General features: G+C 21.5%; 9 protein-coding genes, 1 tRNA gene and 1 pseudogene. 5 read left to right on the top strand and 6 right to left on the bottom strand.

What is annotated here, in order from left to right; all coding sequences use genetic code 11:
* Nucleotides 1-561: 561 nt before the first annotated feature.
* Nucleotides 562-996: a rhodanese-like domain-containing protein gene (locus ABNS14_RS01185; protein WP_348666546.1), complete on the top strand. Its 435-nt coding sequence runs from the start codon at nucleotides 562-564 to the stop codon at nucleotides 994-996.
* 1,713 nt (nucleotides 997-2,709) lie between these two features.
* On the opposite strand, the gene ABNS14_RS01180 is transcribed toward ABNS14_RS01185, so the two are convergent.
* Nucleotides 2,710-3,330, bottom strand: a complete 621-nt coding sequence (locus tag ABNS14_RS01180; protein ID WP_348666545.1) for a LysE family translocator — start codon at nucleotides 3,328-3,330, stop codon at nucleotides 2,710-2,712.
* Nucleotides 3,331-5,127: 1,797 nt separating this feature from the next.
* Nucleotides 5,128-5,202 (bottom strand) — tRNA-Arg (locus ABNS14_RS01175).
* A 168-nt stretch (nucleotides 5,203-5,370) separates the two neighbouring features.
* Between ABNS14_RS01175 and folD the strand changes: the two genes are divergently transcribed.
* Nucleotides 5,371-6,246 (top strand): bifunctional methylenetetrahydrofolate dehydrogenase/methenyltetrahydrofolate cyclohydrolase FolD, encoded by an 876-nt coding sequence (gene folD / locus ABNS14_RS01170; RefSeq protein WP_348666544.1) that lies wholly within the window; start codon nucleotides 5,371-5,373, stop codon nucleotides 6,244-6,246.
* Nucleotides 6,247-6,824: 578 nt separating this feature from the next.
* Here folD and cysS read toward each other — a convergent pair.
* Nucleotides 6,825-8,243: a cysteine--tRNA ligase gene (gene cysS, locus ABNS14_RS01165; RefSeq protein ID WP_348666543.1), complete on the bottom strand. Its 1,419-nt coding sequence runs from the start codon at nucleotides 8,241-8,243 to the stop codon at nucleotides 6,825-6,827.
* Nucleotides 8,244-8,796: 553 nt separating this feature from the next.
* On the opposite strand from cysS, the gene lpxH reads away from it, so the two are divergent.
* Both lpxH and coaE read left to right on the top strand, forming a co-directional pair.
* Entirely contained in the window at nucleotides 8,797-9,522 is a 726-nt protein-coding gene (lpxH, locus tag ABNS14_RS01160; protein WP_348666542.1) for a UDP-2,3-diacylglucosamine diphosphatase, read from the top strand.
* Between the two features lie 557 nt (nucleotides 9,523-10,079).
* A complete protein-coding gene (gene coaE, locus ABNS14_RS01155; RefSeq protein WP_348666541.1) occupies nucleotides 10,080-10,721 on the top strand; it encodes a dephospho-CoA kinase in 642 nt (213 codons plus the stop codon).
* A gap of 313 nt (nucleotides 10,722-11,034) precedes the next feature.
* On the opposite strand, the gene ABNS14_RS03480 is transcribed toward coaE, so the two are convergent.
* Both ABNS14_RS03480 and secA read right to left on the bottom strand, forming a co-directional pair.
* The gene (locus ABNS14_RS03480) at nucleotides 11,035-11,145 is read right to left on the bottom strand and encodes an SEC-C metal-binding domain-containing protein (protein ID WP_431603649.1); all 111 of its coding nucleotides are present in this window, start codon (nucleotides 11,143-11,145) and stop codon (nucleotides 11,035-11,037) included.
* Nucleotides 11,146-11,264: 119 nt separating this feature from the next.
* Nucleotides 11,265-13,752, bottom strand: a pseudogene (gene secA / locus ABNS14_RS01150) (preprotein translocase subunit SecA); the annotation flags it as partial.
* Nucleotides 13,753-14,266: 514 nt separating this feature from the next.
* Between secA and ABNS14_RS01145 the strand changes: the two are divergent.
* Entirely contained in the window at nucleotides 14,267-14,611 is a 345-nt protein-coding gene (locus ABNS14_RS01145) for a DUF721 domain-containing protein (protein WP_348666539.1), read from the top strand.
* Nucleotides 14,612-14,864: 253 nt separating this feature from the next.
* Here ABNS14_RS01145 and lpxC read toward each other — a convergent pair whose 3' ends face one another.
* The gene (gene lpxC, locus ABNS14_RS01140) at nucleotides 14,865-15,776 is read right to left on the bottom strand and encodes a UDP-3-O-acyl-N-acetylglucosamine deacetylase (protein ID WP_348666538.1); all 912 of its coding nucleotides are present in this window, start codon (nucleotides 15,774-15,776) and stop codon (nucleotides 14,865-14,867) included.
* Nucleotides 15,777-15,802: the final 26 nt, after the last annotated feature.

Below are 15,802 nucleotides of genomic sequence, written 5' to 3'. Positions count from 1 at the left end.
TTACTTTTTATATATACTTGTGAAAAAATCTAAATTTTATACAATAAATATTTTTATTTCTTTTCTTTATTTATTTTTAATATTTATTTTGCTCTTTTAAAAAGAAAATTTTAAGTTTGATTTATTATCTATAAAATAAATTTTAATACTAAAAATAAAAACAAATAATATGAAAAATAATAATAAATATTTAAATCACATAAAAATATAAATTAATATTACTATCAATCTATATATATTTATCTCATTAATTTTTATTATAAAACCATAAAAAATAACACTACAACTATTTGTAATTATGATAATAAAAATATGATTAAAATCATAGAAAAATACTATTTTTTGATTCTATATTTTAAAAAAAATTGTTTTTAATATTTCTATTATGTTATTCTATCAAAAAACATTAAATAATCATTTTAATAAATGGTATCTTTTATATTTCACTATTTAGTGATTGATTAAAATATGCTAATTTATTAAAATTAATGATATTTATATAATGATCAAGACATACTTTAAATAACAATGCATTTTTATAAATTATAATTATTTAATCTAATGATAAAAGAAATTACACAATTTATTTTACGACATCCAATATTCAGTTTACTGTGGATTACTTTATTAATTTCTGTAATTATTTTAACTTTTCAATCTTTATTTTCAAAAATAAAAAAAATTAACTGCACTGAAACTATACAATTAATTAATAGGGAACAGGGTGTAATTATTGATATACGTCCACGTAATAATTTTTATAAAGAACATATTCTTAATTCAATTAATATAACTTTTTTAGATATTAAAAAAAATATTCATACTTTAAAACAAAATAAAAATATACCAATTATCATTGTTTCAGAAAGTGAAATTGAATCATCTAAAGCAGCTGAACAACTTATAAAATATGGTTTTGAACGTGTTTTTGTTCTTAAAAATGGCTTTATAGATTGGTCTAATAACCATTTACCTATTACACGTAACCATAAATAATCTAAAGATTATCTAAAAAATATAATTATACAATTTAAGCTAAAAAAGCTAACAAAATTACAAAATATAATTTTTAAATTATAATATATATACTACTGATGTATATCATTTAAATATCAATTGCTCAAACTATTTTCTAATAAATTTAGCATTTAATAATTATCTTAAAAAGATCCAATAAATTAATTAAAAATATTTTAAAATTAACAAATATCTATAATTTAATAGAAATATAGTGAAAAATATATTTTTTATAAAGTTAAAAAAAAGATATTTCTTTATTTTAAAGAAACAAAAAATATATAAAGTTAATTATTTTTATCTATTATTTATAATATATCTTATTACCAAATATTTTTATATAAATGTATTGCAAATATACTGAAAGCAAAAAAAATTATTTTACAATAAACTTATAAAAATTCTGAATTTTTATTTATTATTTAATAATAATATGCAACATAAAATATTTTTATAAATTGTAAAAATATTTATTGATATATTTTTTATTATTTAATTTTCTTTTTCAATTTTTTAAATTTTTGCATAAAATTATTTTTTATGAATTTTCTATAAAAATATTAATGATATTTTATTTTAAAAAACTCTTTAAATTAAATTTTATAACTTATGATTTCATGTTAAATAATCTAAAAAATTAAAATTTAAAGATCAATAAAATATGTATATAGATTTACTGGAATAATCTGTATATGTTTTCAAAATAAAAAATTTTGATTTATTCCTTTAGATTTTTAAAAAAAAATCATACTGTATGAATTCCTCAAAATTAATTTTTATAATGTATTCATGTGAAATTTGAATGATTTGTTATTCATTCATAATTTAAGACAATACATAAATATTTAACTAAAAAACTGTTTTATATTTTTAAAATATATACTTATTCAAATGCTAATTTTAATAGTATTTATAAAAAATTTTTAATTTTAAAAAAGAAGAAACAAAAAATTTATAACTAACATATAAATTTTAAATACTTAAAATTAAAAAAATGTATTATTAAATACAAAAAATATTAATTACTTAATCACTTTTTTACGATATATTTTTTTAATTATAATAATATACTAATTCTCACAAAAAATTTATAAACAAATCAAAAAATAAATTCTTAATTATTAAGTTTAAAAAACTTTTTCTATAAATATTTTATAATACAATTAATAATATATTTTATAAAATAATCATTTATTTTTTTATTAAATCACTTTTTATGTGATTATATTGTTATAAAAAATATTTTTTTAAATAAGAAATATATATATTAAAAAATATTAAAATAAATTTTTTAATAAAACAAAAATTATATAATATTTTAAAATTCATCTTCTTAAGATTTATTTAAAATAATTTTATGTGTACTATTATCTATTATCTATTACTAGATATACTAAATAAAATAATTGAAAAATTATTTTTTATTAAAATTTTTGTAAAATCTTTTATATATAGACTTAAATTACAGAAAAAAAATGAAAATCAAAAAATAATACTAATATATCTTTAATGACTCATAAATATAAAAAAATAAATTATTAGTAACATAAAATACTAAAAAATGTTACAATATATAAGAAATATCTAAAAACATAATTTTTTTATAAATATCTTGAAAAATAAAATTAAATTTTAAATTTATAGAAACATTCTTCCATAAAAAATAATCAAAATTTCATTATTTTTTATACACTAAAACGTATCTTTAATAAAACAAATACTTATGGCAATTAATATCAAAAAACTAGCAAAAATATAATTTTGTTGTTTTAATATACGCGATGATTGAAAAAAAGGACGCAACCAGCTTGCAATAAAAGCATATAGTGACATCATAAATGTATCAATAATAACCATTGTCAAAGTCATTATTCCTATCTGTAAAATTAAAGATTGTTTAGGATTAATAAAAACAGGCAGTATGGCCACTAAGAAAGCTAAAGTTTTAGCATTTGTAATATCTGTTAAAAAACCGCAAAAAAAACGTTTTACACCACTTGTTAATATTACAACATCATTAATATTTTTCATAACCGGTGATCTCCAAGTTTTATATGCAAGAAAAAATAACCAAAATATTCCAATTATCTTTAGTAAAAACCAAGCAAAAGTTGAACTTCTTAGAACTTCAACACTAATTGCAACAATTGGTACCATCAAACCTAAAGCTGTTTCTTGACCAATAATTAGTGGTAATGTCTTACGCCACCCCCATTGAAATGCATGATTTATTGTCATAATAGCACCTGCACCTGGTAAGATAGCACTAAGTAAAACACCACCTAAAAAAACTAACCAAACATCAACGTTCATTTTATATCTACCTCATAAATTTTATGACATAAATTATACTTAAATTATGTATATGCACACATATACTTACTATAAATCTTATGATAGTTAAATTTAATGATTTTAATTGAATTAAAAATTTTAATATAAAAAATATGATCCTCTCTAAAAAAAGAGGAAACTTTTCACAAAAATTGAATCCTACTATAATGACTATTTTTCATGAAAATTTTTTTATATACTTATAGGATATATAATATGATAAAAAAATTTATAATAAATCTAACTAAAAAAAATTATATTATTTATTAATTTAAATATATTCTATATACTAACTAAGTAAAAAATACAAAATCTGTACACAAAATTATGTTTAACCTTTACTAAACTTAAAATTTTATATAAACACCGTATATTATTATAATAAATAGCAGATTAATACCATATTCGTATTAATAATTATTCAGATTTTATATTTTCCTTTTAATATATTAAAATTATTTATTCAGCAAATTATAATTAATTTATATGCTCTTTAAAAATTGAATTAAAATATATCAACAAATCCGATAAATACTATTTTTTATAGTATTATTACTTAAAGATAAACTTAACTTTTTCTATAAAAATTTTTTTTACAAAAAAATACATTAATAAATAAGAAATATTTGATGTTTTTTCTGAAGTCCTATATAAATAATATTTCTAAATAAAAAATAGGAAAATATATGATGTAAATATTAAAAAATATATAAATTTATAAATAATATTATATTTTTTATATGAATTTACATACCGCAGAAAATAATTGCTAAAAAAGAATTATATATAAAACTCTATAAAGTAAGCATAAATAGATAATATAAACTGTTTTTTATGTTTTTAAAAAACGTATTTTAGTATTTTTTATTTACAGATTTTAATAAAAAAATCATATTTTTTATAAAGCGACTATTTCTTTAATCAACAGATTAATTTTTATATTATATTTTATATTTTTGCATGAAATATATAAATATCAAAAAATAGGTGTTAATGTAATCTTTGAAAAAAACAAGAAATAAATTTTATCAATAATTATTGCTACTGTTAAATATTTTTAATATATATTTTCATGATATAATATAAAAAATATTTTTTAATTTTATATTAAATATATAATATTTAATGATAATTTAATTAATAAAAAAAATAATTAAAAACTAAAAAATGAACATGCATTTTATTTGAAATAAAATTATGAAGCAATGACTGTGTAATTATTTTTAATAATTTTACGATAAACAATAATATAAATATTTTTTGCTTTTTTTAAAAATGACATTTAACTTGATTTATTTTTATATATTATATAATTATAATATACGTTAAAGATAAATAGAGAATTATTAAAAATATTTAATTTTCAATAACCCATAAAATTTTGTATTTTTTAAAAAATATTCTATATAGAGATCATATAAGTGAAAAATTAACATAAAATTTTTAATACTTGATACTTTTATGTTTTTTAATTTTAAATATATAAGAAAATATTTTTAAAAATTATACAATGTTTATTTTGATATCGATTACCACTAATTTTAAGCAAAATTTAATCAAAAAGATTTATAAAAATATCTAAAAAAATTATAAAATTAAAAAATTAATTTATCAAAATTTATTTTTTTTACACTTATATAGAAAATATATAACATGATCATTTTTAAGATACTATAGAAGTTGATAAAAAATATTTAAAAAAATAAATTATTTTTAATAAAATTAAAAAACATTATACTTAATCTACATTTTTTTTATAAAATCTATCTACTTTGATACGCCCTACAGGATTTGAACCTATAACCTACGGCTTAGAAGGCCGTTGCTCTATCCAAATTGAGCTAAGGGCGCATAAAAAATTACAAAACATAAACTATCAAGTTAAATTATATGACGAGGACTTATTAAGTCAACTTTCTTTTTATATTTTTTATTTAATAATTACGATTTATTAAAAATTAATTCAAAAAAAAATCTATACAATATACAGAACAAAAATTTTTATATGGATTAAAATCAATGACAGCAAAAATTTTTGATGGAAAAATGATTGCCGAAATAATCAAAAAAGAAGTGGCTGAAAAAGTAAAATTGAGAATTTCATTAGGGAAACGAGCACCAGGTCTTGCAGTAATTTTAGTTGGTAATGATCCTGCTTCACAAATATACGTAAAAAATAAATGTCGTATTTGCGAAGAAGTTGGATTTCTTTCTTTTTCTTATCATTTACCTCAAAAAATTAATGAAAATGAGCTTATAAAATTAATTAATGAACTCAATAATAATAAAAAAATTGATGGTATTTTAGTGCAATTACCATTACCAAAAAATATACATTCTATTAAGATATTAGAATGCATAAATCCAAAAAAAGATGTTGATGGTTTTCATCCATATAACATAGGAAGATTATGTCAACGTGCGCCAAGATTACGTCCTTGTACATCTCGTGGAATTATCACTTTACTGGAAAGATATGAAATAAACATAATAGGTTTAAATGCTGTTATTGTTGGAGCTTCAAATATAGTAGGTCGTCCTATGAACTTAGAATTATTATTAGCCGGTTGCACTACTACTGTTGCTCATCGTTTTACAACTAATTTACGTTATCATATCCAACAAGCAGATTTATTAATAGCAGTTATTGGAAGTCCAAATTTTATCCCAGGTGAATGGATAAAACCTGGTGCAATTGTTATGGATGTTGGGATCAATAAACTAAAAAACGGAAAACTTACCGGTGATATCTGTTACAAAGAAGCACGTAAACGTGCTAGTTGGATTACTCCTGTTCCTGGAGGAGTAGGACCGATGACAGTTGCTACATTAATACAAAACACTTTACAAACCTGCGAAGAACAGCACGAAAAAATATTTACAAAAAAATCATAAAATTCATTTTAATTAAATGTTTAAATAATTCATAATGCCATGCCACATATAATTTTTTTTACTTATAAAAAACAAAAAAAATAAAAATTATTTTACAAAAAAAATTAAAAACACCAATTATTTAAAATTAATCAATATTTACCATAAAACATAAAAAATTCAAAATATAAATATTATTTTTTGATTATTCTTTTTGATAGAATTAATTTTATATTAAAAAGAAAGATTCATCAAAAAAATCATATTTAATACTCACAACATATTTTAAATATAATTTTTACAATACATTGAATATTTAATATATTTATTAAAAATACACAATTTAAAAAATCATATAAAAAATAAAAAATATTTTTCTTGTATGAACAATTTATCTATATGAGTGAACATAAAATTTATGTAATATATAAAAATACATAAAATATTTTTTTATTTTTATAAGTAATCTTCTTAAGAGAAGATATTAACAACTTTAAATATCAAAACATATTATTGCATAAATTCTATAAAAAAGATTTAACTTTTTAAAAAACTTATTTTTACAAAAAAAATCCATTATATTAAAGTCTTACAAAATTTCACTTATTATTGCCACTCATACGCCATAATGTTCCTTGTGTGGTATCTTCCAAAAGAATACCCATCTTTAAAAGATCATAACGAATCAAATCAGCTTCTTTCCATAATTTATTTTTTCTAGCATGATTTCGTTGATTAATTAACAAATTAATTTTTCTAATTTTAGTAGTATTAAAAAATTTATTTTTTTGTTGAAAAAAATCTTCAGGATTTTGAGTTAATAACCCTAATATATTTCCTAATTCGTATAATTGCACTGCAAATTTATTAGCAACAAACAAATTTTTTTCTTTTAGTCGATTAATTTTTTTAGCTAAATCAAATAAAACACAATACGCTTTTGGTGTATTGAAATCATCATTCATGGCATCAATAAAACGTATTTTAAATGTTGTATCTATCGATCTCAGATGATTATTATCATTTTTATAATTAGTATTTCGTAAAGCAGTATACAGTCTTTCTAATCCTGCACGAGCTTGAGTTAAATTATTTTCAGAAAAATGTATTTGACTACGATAATGTCCTGATAATAAAAAATAACGTACTGTTTCTTGGTCATAATGAGCACATATATCACGAATAGAAAAAAAATTATTTAATGATTTTGACATTTTTTCGTGATTGACCATTACCATTCCAACGTGCATCCAATAATTTGCATATAATCCATTATGTGCGGCAGTTGACTGTGCTATTTCATTTTCATGATGAGGAAAAATCAAATCTGAACCACCACCATGAATATCAAAATGTTCGCCGAAATATTTATTATTCATTGCAGAACATTCAATATGCCAACCTGGTCGACCACGACCCCACGGGGAATACCAACTTAATTCATCAGATTTAGATTTTTTCCATAATACAAAATCTAATGGATGATGTTTATGATTATTAACTTCAACACGTTTACCAGCTTGCAATTGTTTATAATTTTGACCAGACAATATCCCATAATCATGTTTACTATTAATAGAAAACATAACATCACCATTATTTGAAATATAAGCATAGCCCCTTTTTATAAGTTTTGTTACTAAACAAATCATTTCTTGAATATGTTCAGTAGCTTTTGGTTCAAAATTTGGTCGTAAAATATTTAAATCATCAAAATCTTTATACATTTCAAATAACATCCGCGATGTCAATGAATTAGAAGTTTCATGATTTATAGCAGCTTTTTTTATGATTTTATCATCAACATCAGTGATGTTACGCACATAAGTTACATCATAACCAATATAACGTAAATAACGAATAATCATGTCAAAAGCTAAAAAAGTTCTACTATGACCAATATGACATAAATCATAAATAGTTACACCACATACATATATTCCTATTTTTCCAGAAATAATAGATTTAAACTCTTCTTTTTTACGACTGAGTGTATTATATATTTTTAATACAGACATTTTTTTATAACCATTTTTAAAAATAACTAAAAATTTTGAAAAAATACTAATAGAAACAAAAATTTTAAATAAATACTATTTTTCTAATAAACAATCAAAAAACTATTGTAGTTATACTAATAATTTTTTATTTTACATACAAAAATCTGTTACGATAATTTTCTTAAAAAATTATTATATGCATGTTTTGTAAACTGTTCATTAAAATATTAATAATAATTTTTAAGAAATAAAGATTTTTCATAAAAAATAATTAATGATTATTTCAATAAACATTATATTTTCAAATAATTAACTAAAATAAAAGTTTTTAAAAAACAACTATTTTTAAAAAAATTTTATTTTATTGTATAATGCAAAAACATATTCTCCAAAAATTAAAAAATTTTTATTAATTTAAAAATAATCACTATATAATTATTATTTCTTATCAGGAAAGATAAATTATCTGTAACTTAAAATTTTATAAATAATTTTTAATAAAACATATAATAATATAAGTAAAGATAAAATCTATAGATGATTAACATATCATAATAATTAATTAAACTTTATGGAAATTTTATTTATTGCTGATTTGCATTTACACGAAAAAAAAACCAACATTACCATTGGTTTTTTACGTTTTTTAAAAAACCAGGCAATACAAGCTCAAGCTTTATATATTTTAGGTGATTTTTTTCATTATTGGATTGGTGATGATGATCCTAATATATTACACAAAGCCATAGCTCATGAATTAAAAAAGTTATACAAAATGGGTATTCGTTGTTACTTTATTCATGGAAATCGTGATTTTTTACTGGGTAAAAGATTTGCTAAAAAAAGTGGGATGATATTATTACCAAAAGAAAAAGTTATACAATTATATGGACATCAAATTCTAATTTTACATGGTGATTTACTTTGTACTGATGATATTTCATATCAACGCTATCGAAAAAGAGTTTGTAAGCGATGGTTACAAAAATTATTTTTAGATCTACCATTATCTATTCGTCATTTTCTTGCAAAGAAAATACGAAAAAATAGTCAATCGCTAAGCTTATTAAAACAAAAACACATCACAGATGTTAATGAAAAAACAGTAATTGAAAAATTCAAAAAATATCAAGTTGATTGGATAATCCATGGCCATACCCACCAACCTGCTATTCACAAATTAAAAATTAATGGAAAAATATTGCATAGAGGAGTTTTAGGAGCTTGGCAAAAAAATGGTTCAGCAATTAGAATTACAAATAAAACCATTGAATTAATTAATTTTGCTTTGTACTAAATAATAATGTTAATAATATTTTTATTGTATAAAATTATTATCAGAAAATTTCAATATAAGAATGATGAAGAATTTTCATTAAAAATATTAATACATGAGAGTAATCTAAAATATTCTATTGTTAAAAAAACTAAAATATTGATAATTTTGTATAGATAAAATAAAATAAAAAAATATCTATATTTTTATTAAATTTTTTATTTTCTTTTTATAATTTATAGAACTTTAACTTAAATAAAATATAAAGCATAAAATTTTTAATACATATTATAAATACATTACTTTTGATACTATACAATTATGATAATTAATCATATTTATTTAATAAATTAAAACTAATATGTCATTAAAATTTAAGAAAAAATGCTTATTATGCATAAATAATAATATTCAAAAATTATATTTATAATAATTCGCAATAAAAAATTTTTAATCTAAATAAAAAACTATTAAAATAATATAAAAAATATTTAAAATATACATATCTATATAATTTTATCATTGTTATACTCTTTTTTTATTTAATTTATAATTAATCAAGAAGTTAAAAGAAATAGATGAGCTATATTGTTGCTTTAACAGGTGGCATAGGAAGCGGAAAAAGTACAATTTCATACAAATTTTCATTATTAGGAATACCAATCATTGATGCTGATACAATTGCTAGAAAAATAGTACTACCTAATACATATGCATTTAAAATGATAAAACAACATTTTGGTTTAAGTATTCTTCATAAAAATGGTTTTTTAAATCGTTCAATGTTAAAAAAAAGAATATTTGATGACCAAGAAGAAAAAACATGGTTAAATAATCTATTACATCCTTTAATACATCAAGAAACACAGCTACAATTGTCTTGCTTTAATGTTTTATATATCCTTTGGGTTGCGCCATTATTGATGGAAAACAAGAGAGAAAATCTAGCTCATCGTATATTAGTTGTTGATGTTACAGCAGAAGAACAAATAGCACGTATAATGAAACGTGATCACATTAATAGAAAAATAGCAAAAAATATTGTATTAAACCAAATTAGTCGAAAAAAACGTTTAGAAAAAGCTGACGATATCATTTATAATTATTCTAATAACAAAAACCTCAATATCACTGTATTAAAATTACATAAAAAATACTTAACATTAGCTACAAATTATCATAAAAACAAAAAAGAATATTATTTTTATAATTTTTTATAAAAAATATATTGAAAATAATTTAAAATTCATTTTTATATCAAAAAAAATAAAGATAAAAATCAAACTTAGGAATAATAACCTTTTTTGTTATTAAATATCAAACTTGTAATTTATTATGTATATTTACATTATCATAATAAACATTAATTACACTAATAAAACATATATTTTGAGAAATTTATCAAAATATATTTTTAATATTATTTAGGAATTTTTCTATTCCTATTTTCAATAAACAAAAAAATTATTGATATTATACTTAACGTTCATAAAATAATTTTAATATTATCAAGAGTAATAATGAGAAAAAGTTTTAAGATTGATTACCATGACAATGCTTATATTTTTTACCTGAACCACAAGGACAAGACTTATTACGCCCAATAATTTTATGAACTTTTTTAATATTTAAGCAAGTTTTCATATTTGATATTAATATTTTATTATTAATTTTATTGTTTAACATCTGATGTTTAATAGATTTTTGTACTTTTTTATCCTTTACGTCATCAATCAAAAAATATTTTTCTGGCAGTTGAATTTTAATCTTACTTAATTGACTAAGAATTTCATATTTTAATATTTCTAACATATTTGCAAACATTTTAAAAGATTCACGTTTATATTCTTGTATCGGATCTCTTTGTGCATAACCTCGTAAATGAATACCTTGCCTTAAGTAATCCATTGCAGCTAAATGTTCTTTCCATAACATATCCAAAGTTTCTAACATAATTTTTTTTTCAATATTACTTATCCTATGACTACCAATAATTTCTTTTTTTTGCTCATAATCTACTATTATTTCTTCTAAAATACGTGCACGTAAAATTTCTTCATCTAATTTTGATTCTTTATCTAACCATTGTTTTATAGACAATTCTATATTAAAATCATTCCGTAATTGCTCTTCTAATCCATCAATGTCCCATATTTCTTCTAAAGATTGAGGAGGTATATAAGTATCAATAAGCACATTAATGACATTTTTTCGAATATTATCGATTGTTTTACTTACATCATCAGCATCTAATAATTCATTACGTTGTGAATAAATAGCAAGTCGCTGATCATTAGAGACATCATCATACTCTAAAAGTTGTTTACGTATATCAAAATTACGATTTTCAACTTTACGTTGTGCATTAGCAATTGCTTTTGTAACCCATGGATGTGTCATTGCTTCATGAGATTTCATACCTAATTTACGCATCATAGTAACTACTTTATCAGAAGCAAATATTCGCATCAAAGAATCTTCCATTGATAAATAAAAACGTGATGAACCTGGATCACCTTGACGTCCAGAACGGCCGCGCAATTGATTATCAATACGACGAGATTCATGACGTTCAGTACCGATAATATGTAAACCACCAGCAGAAATTACTAAATCATGACGTTTTTTCCAATTTTTTTTAATTTTATTAATTTGTTCACGAGTCGGGTTTTTTAGTTTATTTATTTCTGCTTGCCAATTACCTCCTAATACAATATCTGTTCCTCTACCAGCCATATTAGTTGCAATAGTCACTGAACTTGGTTGTCCTGCTTCAGAAATTATATCAGCTTCTATTTCATGAAACTTTGCATTTAAAACATTATGAGTAATATGAGCTTTTTTTAATTCTCTAGAAATCATTTCTGATTTTTCTATTGAAATAGTACCAACGACAACAGGTTGATTCCTCTTAATACACGCACGAACATCATTGATAACAGCAGAAAATTTATCCATTTCTGTCATATAGACTAAATCAGGTAAATCATTACGAATCATTGGACAATGAGTCGGGATAATAATAGTATCTAAATTGTAAATAGATTTAAATTCTACTGCTTCTGTATAAGCAGTGCCAGTCATCCCAGCTAATTTTTCATACAAACGAAAATAATTTTGAAATGTAATAGAAGCTAATGTTTGATTCTCATTTTGTATTGTTACACCTTCTTTAACTTCTATTGCTTGATGTAATCCATCTGACCAACGTCGCCCTTCCATAGTACGTCCAGTATGTTCGTCAATAATAATAATTTTGTCTGCTTTTACAATATAATCTACATCTCTGATAAACAAAACATGAGCACGCAAAGCAGCCATAACATGATGCATCAAAATAATATTAGCAGAAGAATATAATGATTCCCCATGTTTCATTAAATCTGCTTTTACTAATAATTTTTCAACAAACTCTAATCCGCGTTCCGTTAAAGTAATTTGACGTGATTTTTCATCAATAGAAAAATGACCTTTACCCTGAAAAACATCTGAATCTTCTTTTTCTTGTCGTTTAAGATTAGGAATTAATGCATTAACTTTTTTATATAAATCTGAACTATCTTCAGTAGGACCAGAAATAATTAATGGGGTGCGAGCTTCGTCAATTAAAATAGAATCCACTTCATCAATTAATGCATAATGTAATTTACGTTGAACACGTTCTTCTGGACTAAATACCATATTATCACGCAGATAATCAAAACCATATTCATTATTAGTACCATAAGTAATATTTGCTGCATAAGCCTCACGTTTCATGCTAGTTGACATACCAGATAAATTAATACCGACTTTCATACCCAGAAACTCAAAAAGCAATCGATTATTTTCTGCATCACGCTTTGCTAAATAATCATTTACTGTAACAATATGAACACCTTTACCTGTTAATGCATTTAAATATGCAGGTAATGTAGATGTTAATGTTTTTCCTTCACCAGTGCGCATTTCTGCAATACAACACTCATTAAGTACCATACCACCAAGTAATTGAACATCAAAATGTCGCATATTAAAAATACGTTTACTAGCCTCACGTACTGTTGCAAATGTTTCAGGAATTAAATTTTGTAACGTTTCTCCAGATTTAATGCGCTCTTGAAATTCATATGTTTTATTTCTAAGTTCTTCATTTGAAAATTTTTCAAATAAAGACTCCAATTGATTAATAATATTAACCAATTTATGTAAACGACGCAAAGTACGATCATTGCGACTGCCAAAAATTTTTGTTAGTAACTGAATGAACATAAATATTGTCTCAATAAAAAACAGTAAATGAAAATTTTAATCTAATTTTATACAATTATACAAAATGATTAATATTATTAGTTATACCATCAGTGAATACAAATATATTAACAATTTTTATAATCTTTGCTGTTAAATATATTGTTAAATAGCTAATTACACAATTAGAAAAAATAAAATTTAATTAACACTTTTTGTAAAAAATATAAACAAAATTTTAAGAAAAAATATACACACAAAAAAGAAAAAAAATCAAACGTACCATATTAATTATAATAATATAAAAGTATATTTATTATATTTAATATAATATTTTTTTCTAAAAAAAAATAATAAATACCTAAAAAACAAAGTTGTATATGATATAATTAACTATATAATATTATTTTCATTTTATTTCTCTTTTGATGAAAATAAAACAACATTTCTATACTAAATATTTGATATAAATATTTTAAAATATCATTTATCAATTAATAAAAAATATTTCTTTCTTATCAAATTTGGAGAAAAAATGCGAAATCATTATCCACAATCTTTAAATTTTTTATTTAAAAAATATCATCACGATTCTAATATTTTAAATAAAATTCAAGAACACGCACAAAAAATAATCAAACTTAATAATATTATTTTAAATTTATTGCCTGTTTCATTAAAGAAATGGTGTCGAGTTGCAAATTACAGAAAATACATTCTTATTCTAGAAGTTTCTAATGCACATAAAAAAATACAACTAAATTATGAATTGCCTATATTACTTTTAAAATTACGCAATAATATTTTACCGTCTTTATCTGAAATTAAAGTAATAATTAATCCATCATTATCGTTTAAAAATGTGCACAATAGTGATTAACTATTTTATACAAAAAATCTTACAATCATCTTCTCTCATTCAATAATAAATTAAAAAAATAAAAGCAACTTATAATTTTAACTAAATCATCTAAAAAACTATTTATAAAAAACTATTTAAAAATTTTGATAAATCTAAAACGAGAAAAAAATTAAAAAATTCTAGTACCCATGAGAATAACAAATATATTAAAACAATCATTACAAATGAAATTTATTTAATTTTTAATATTTAAATATTTTTTTTATCTTCTCTATACTAAAAAAGGCGGTTTAAAAAATACAGGCATTTCAGATTCATCTTCAAAAGTTACCATATCCCAAGCAGATTCCGTTGCTAAAACAGCCTGTAATAATTTATTATTTAATGCATGACCTGATTTATATGCAGTAAAAGAACCAATAATGTTATGACTACACATAAATAAATCACCAATAGCATCTAAAGTTTTATGACGAACTAGTTCATCTTCAAAACGTAAACCATCTTGATTTAATATACGATAATCATCTATTACAATTGCACAATCAACACTACCACCTAAACACAATCCTTTTGATTGTAAGTGCCGAATATCACGCATAAATCCAAATGTACGTGCACGACTAATATCTCTTACAAAAGATTTAGCAGAAAAATCAAGTTTATAATGTTGACTTTTGCTATTAATTGCAGGATGATTAAAATCAATAGTAAAATCTAAGCAAAATCCATTATAAGGTGATAATTCAGCACATTTATCACCATCAACAACTCTTACACTTTCTTTAATACGAAAAAATTTTTTAGCACTATTTAATTCTTTAATACCTGCATCCAATAACAAAAACACAAAAGGTGCAGCACTACCGTCCATAATTGGAATTTCTGGTGCATCTACTGCAACAATAATATTATCGATCCCTAATCCTGCCAAAGCAGCATTTAAATGTTCTACTGTTGAAATACGTACATCATCTTCATTTACTAAACAAGTACATAACATAGTATCACGTACAGATTTTGCAGCAACGGGGAAGTCGACAAATGGCTTTAAATCTGTACGTCGGTAGATGATACCAGTATTTGCTGGTGCTGGAAGTAATTCTAAAGTAACTTTTCTTCCAGTATGTAAACCAATTCCTCTTGCCTTAACAATACGTTTTAGTGTTCTTTGTTTGATCATTATTTTATCTCGTATCTTTATCAGTT

Source organism: Arsenophonus symbiont of Ornithomya chloropus, from assembly GCF_964026495.1.
In the GTDB taxonomy this organism is placed as follows: Bacteria; Pseudomonadota; Gammaproteobacteria; order Enterobacterales; family Enterobacteriaceae; genus Arsenophonus.
The sequence above is the reverse complement of the archived record's forward strand: the minus strand, read 5'-3'. Positions and strand labels throughout refer to the sequence as shown.

What these genes read in the sequence shown, in the direction of transcription:
- lpxH (WP_348666542.1), top strand. Translation starts at nt 8,797, where the DNA reads ATGGAAATTTTATTTATTGCTGATTTGCATTTACACGAAAAAAAAACC.
- ABNS14_RS01180 (WP_348666545.1), bottom strand. Translation starts at nt 3,330, where the DNA reads ATGAACGTTGATGTTTGGTTAGTTTTTTTAGGTGGTGTTTTACTTAGT.
- ABNS14_RS01145 (WP_348666539.1), top strand. Translation starts at nt 14,267, where the DNA reads ATGCGAAATCATTATCCACAATCTTTAAATTTTTTATTTAAAAAATAT.
- coaE (WP_348666541.1), top strand. Translation starts at nt 10,080, where the DNA reads ATGAGCTATATTGTTGCTTTAACAGGTGGCATAGGAAGCGGAAAAAGT.
- ABNS14_RS01185 (WP_348666546.1), top strand. Translation starts at nt 562, where the DNA reads ATGATAAAAGAAATTACACAATTTATTTTACGACATCCAATATTCAGT.
- cysS (WP_348666543.1), bottom strand. Translation starts at nt 8,243, where the DNA reads ATGTCTGTATTAAAAATATATAATACACTCAGTCGTAAAAAAGAAGAG.
- ABNS14_RS03480 (WP_431603649.1), bottom strand. Translation starts at nt 11,145, where the DNA reads ATGAAAACTTGCTTAAATATTAAAAAAGTTCATAAAATTATTGGGCGT.
- lpxC (WP_348666538.1), bottom strand. Translation starts at nt 15,776, where the DNA reads ATGATCAAACAAAGAACACTAAAACGTATTGTTAAGGCAAGAGGAATT.
- folD (WP_348666544.1), top strand. Translation starts at nt 5,371, where the DNA reads ATGACAGCAAAAATTTTTGATGGAAAAATGATTGCCGAAATAATCAAA.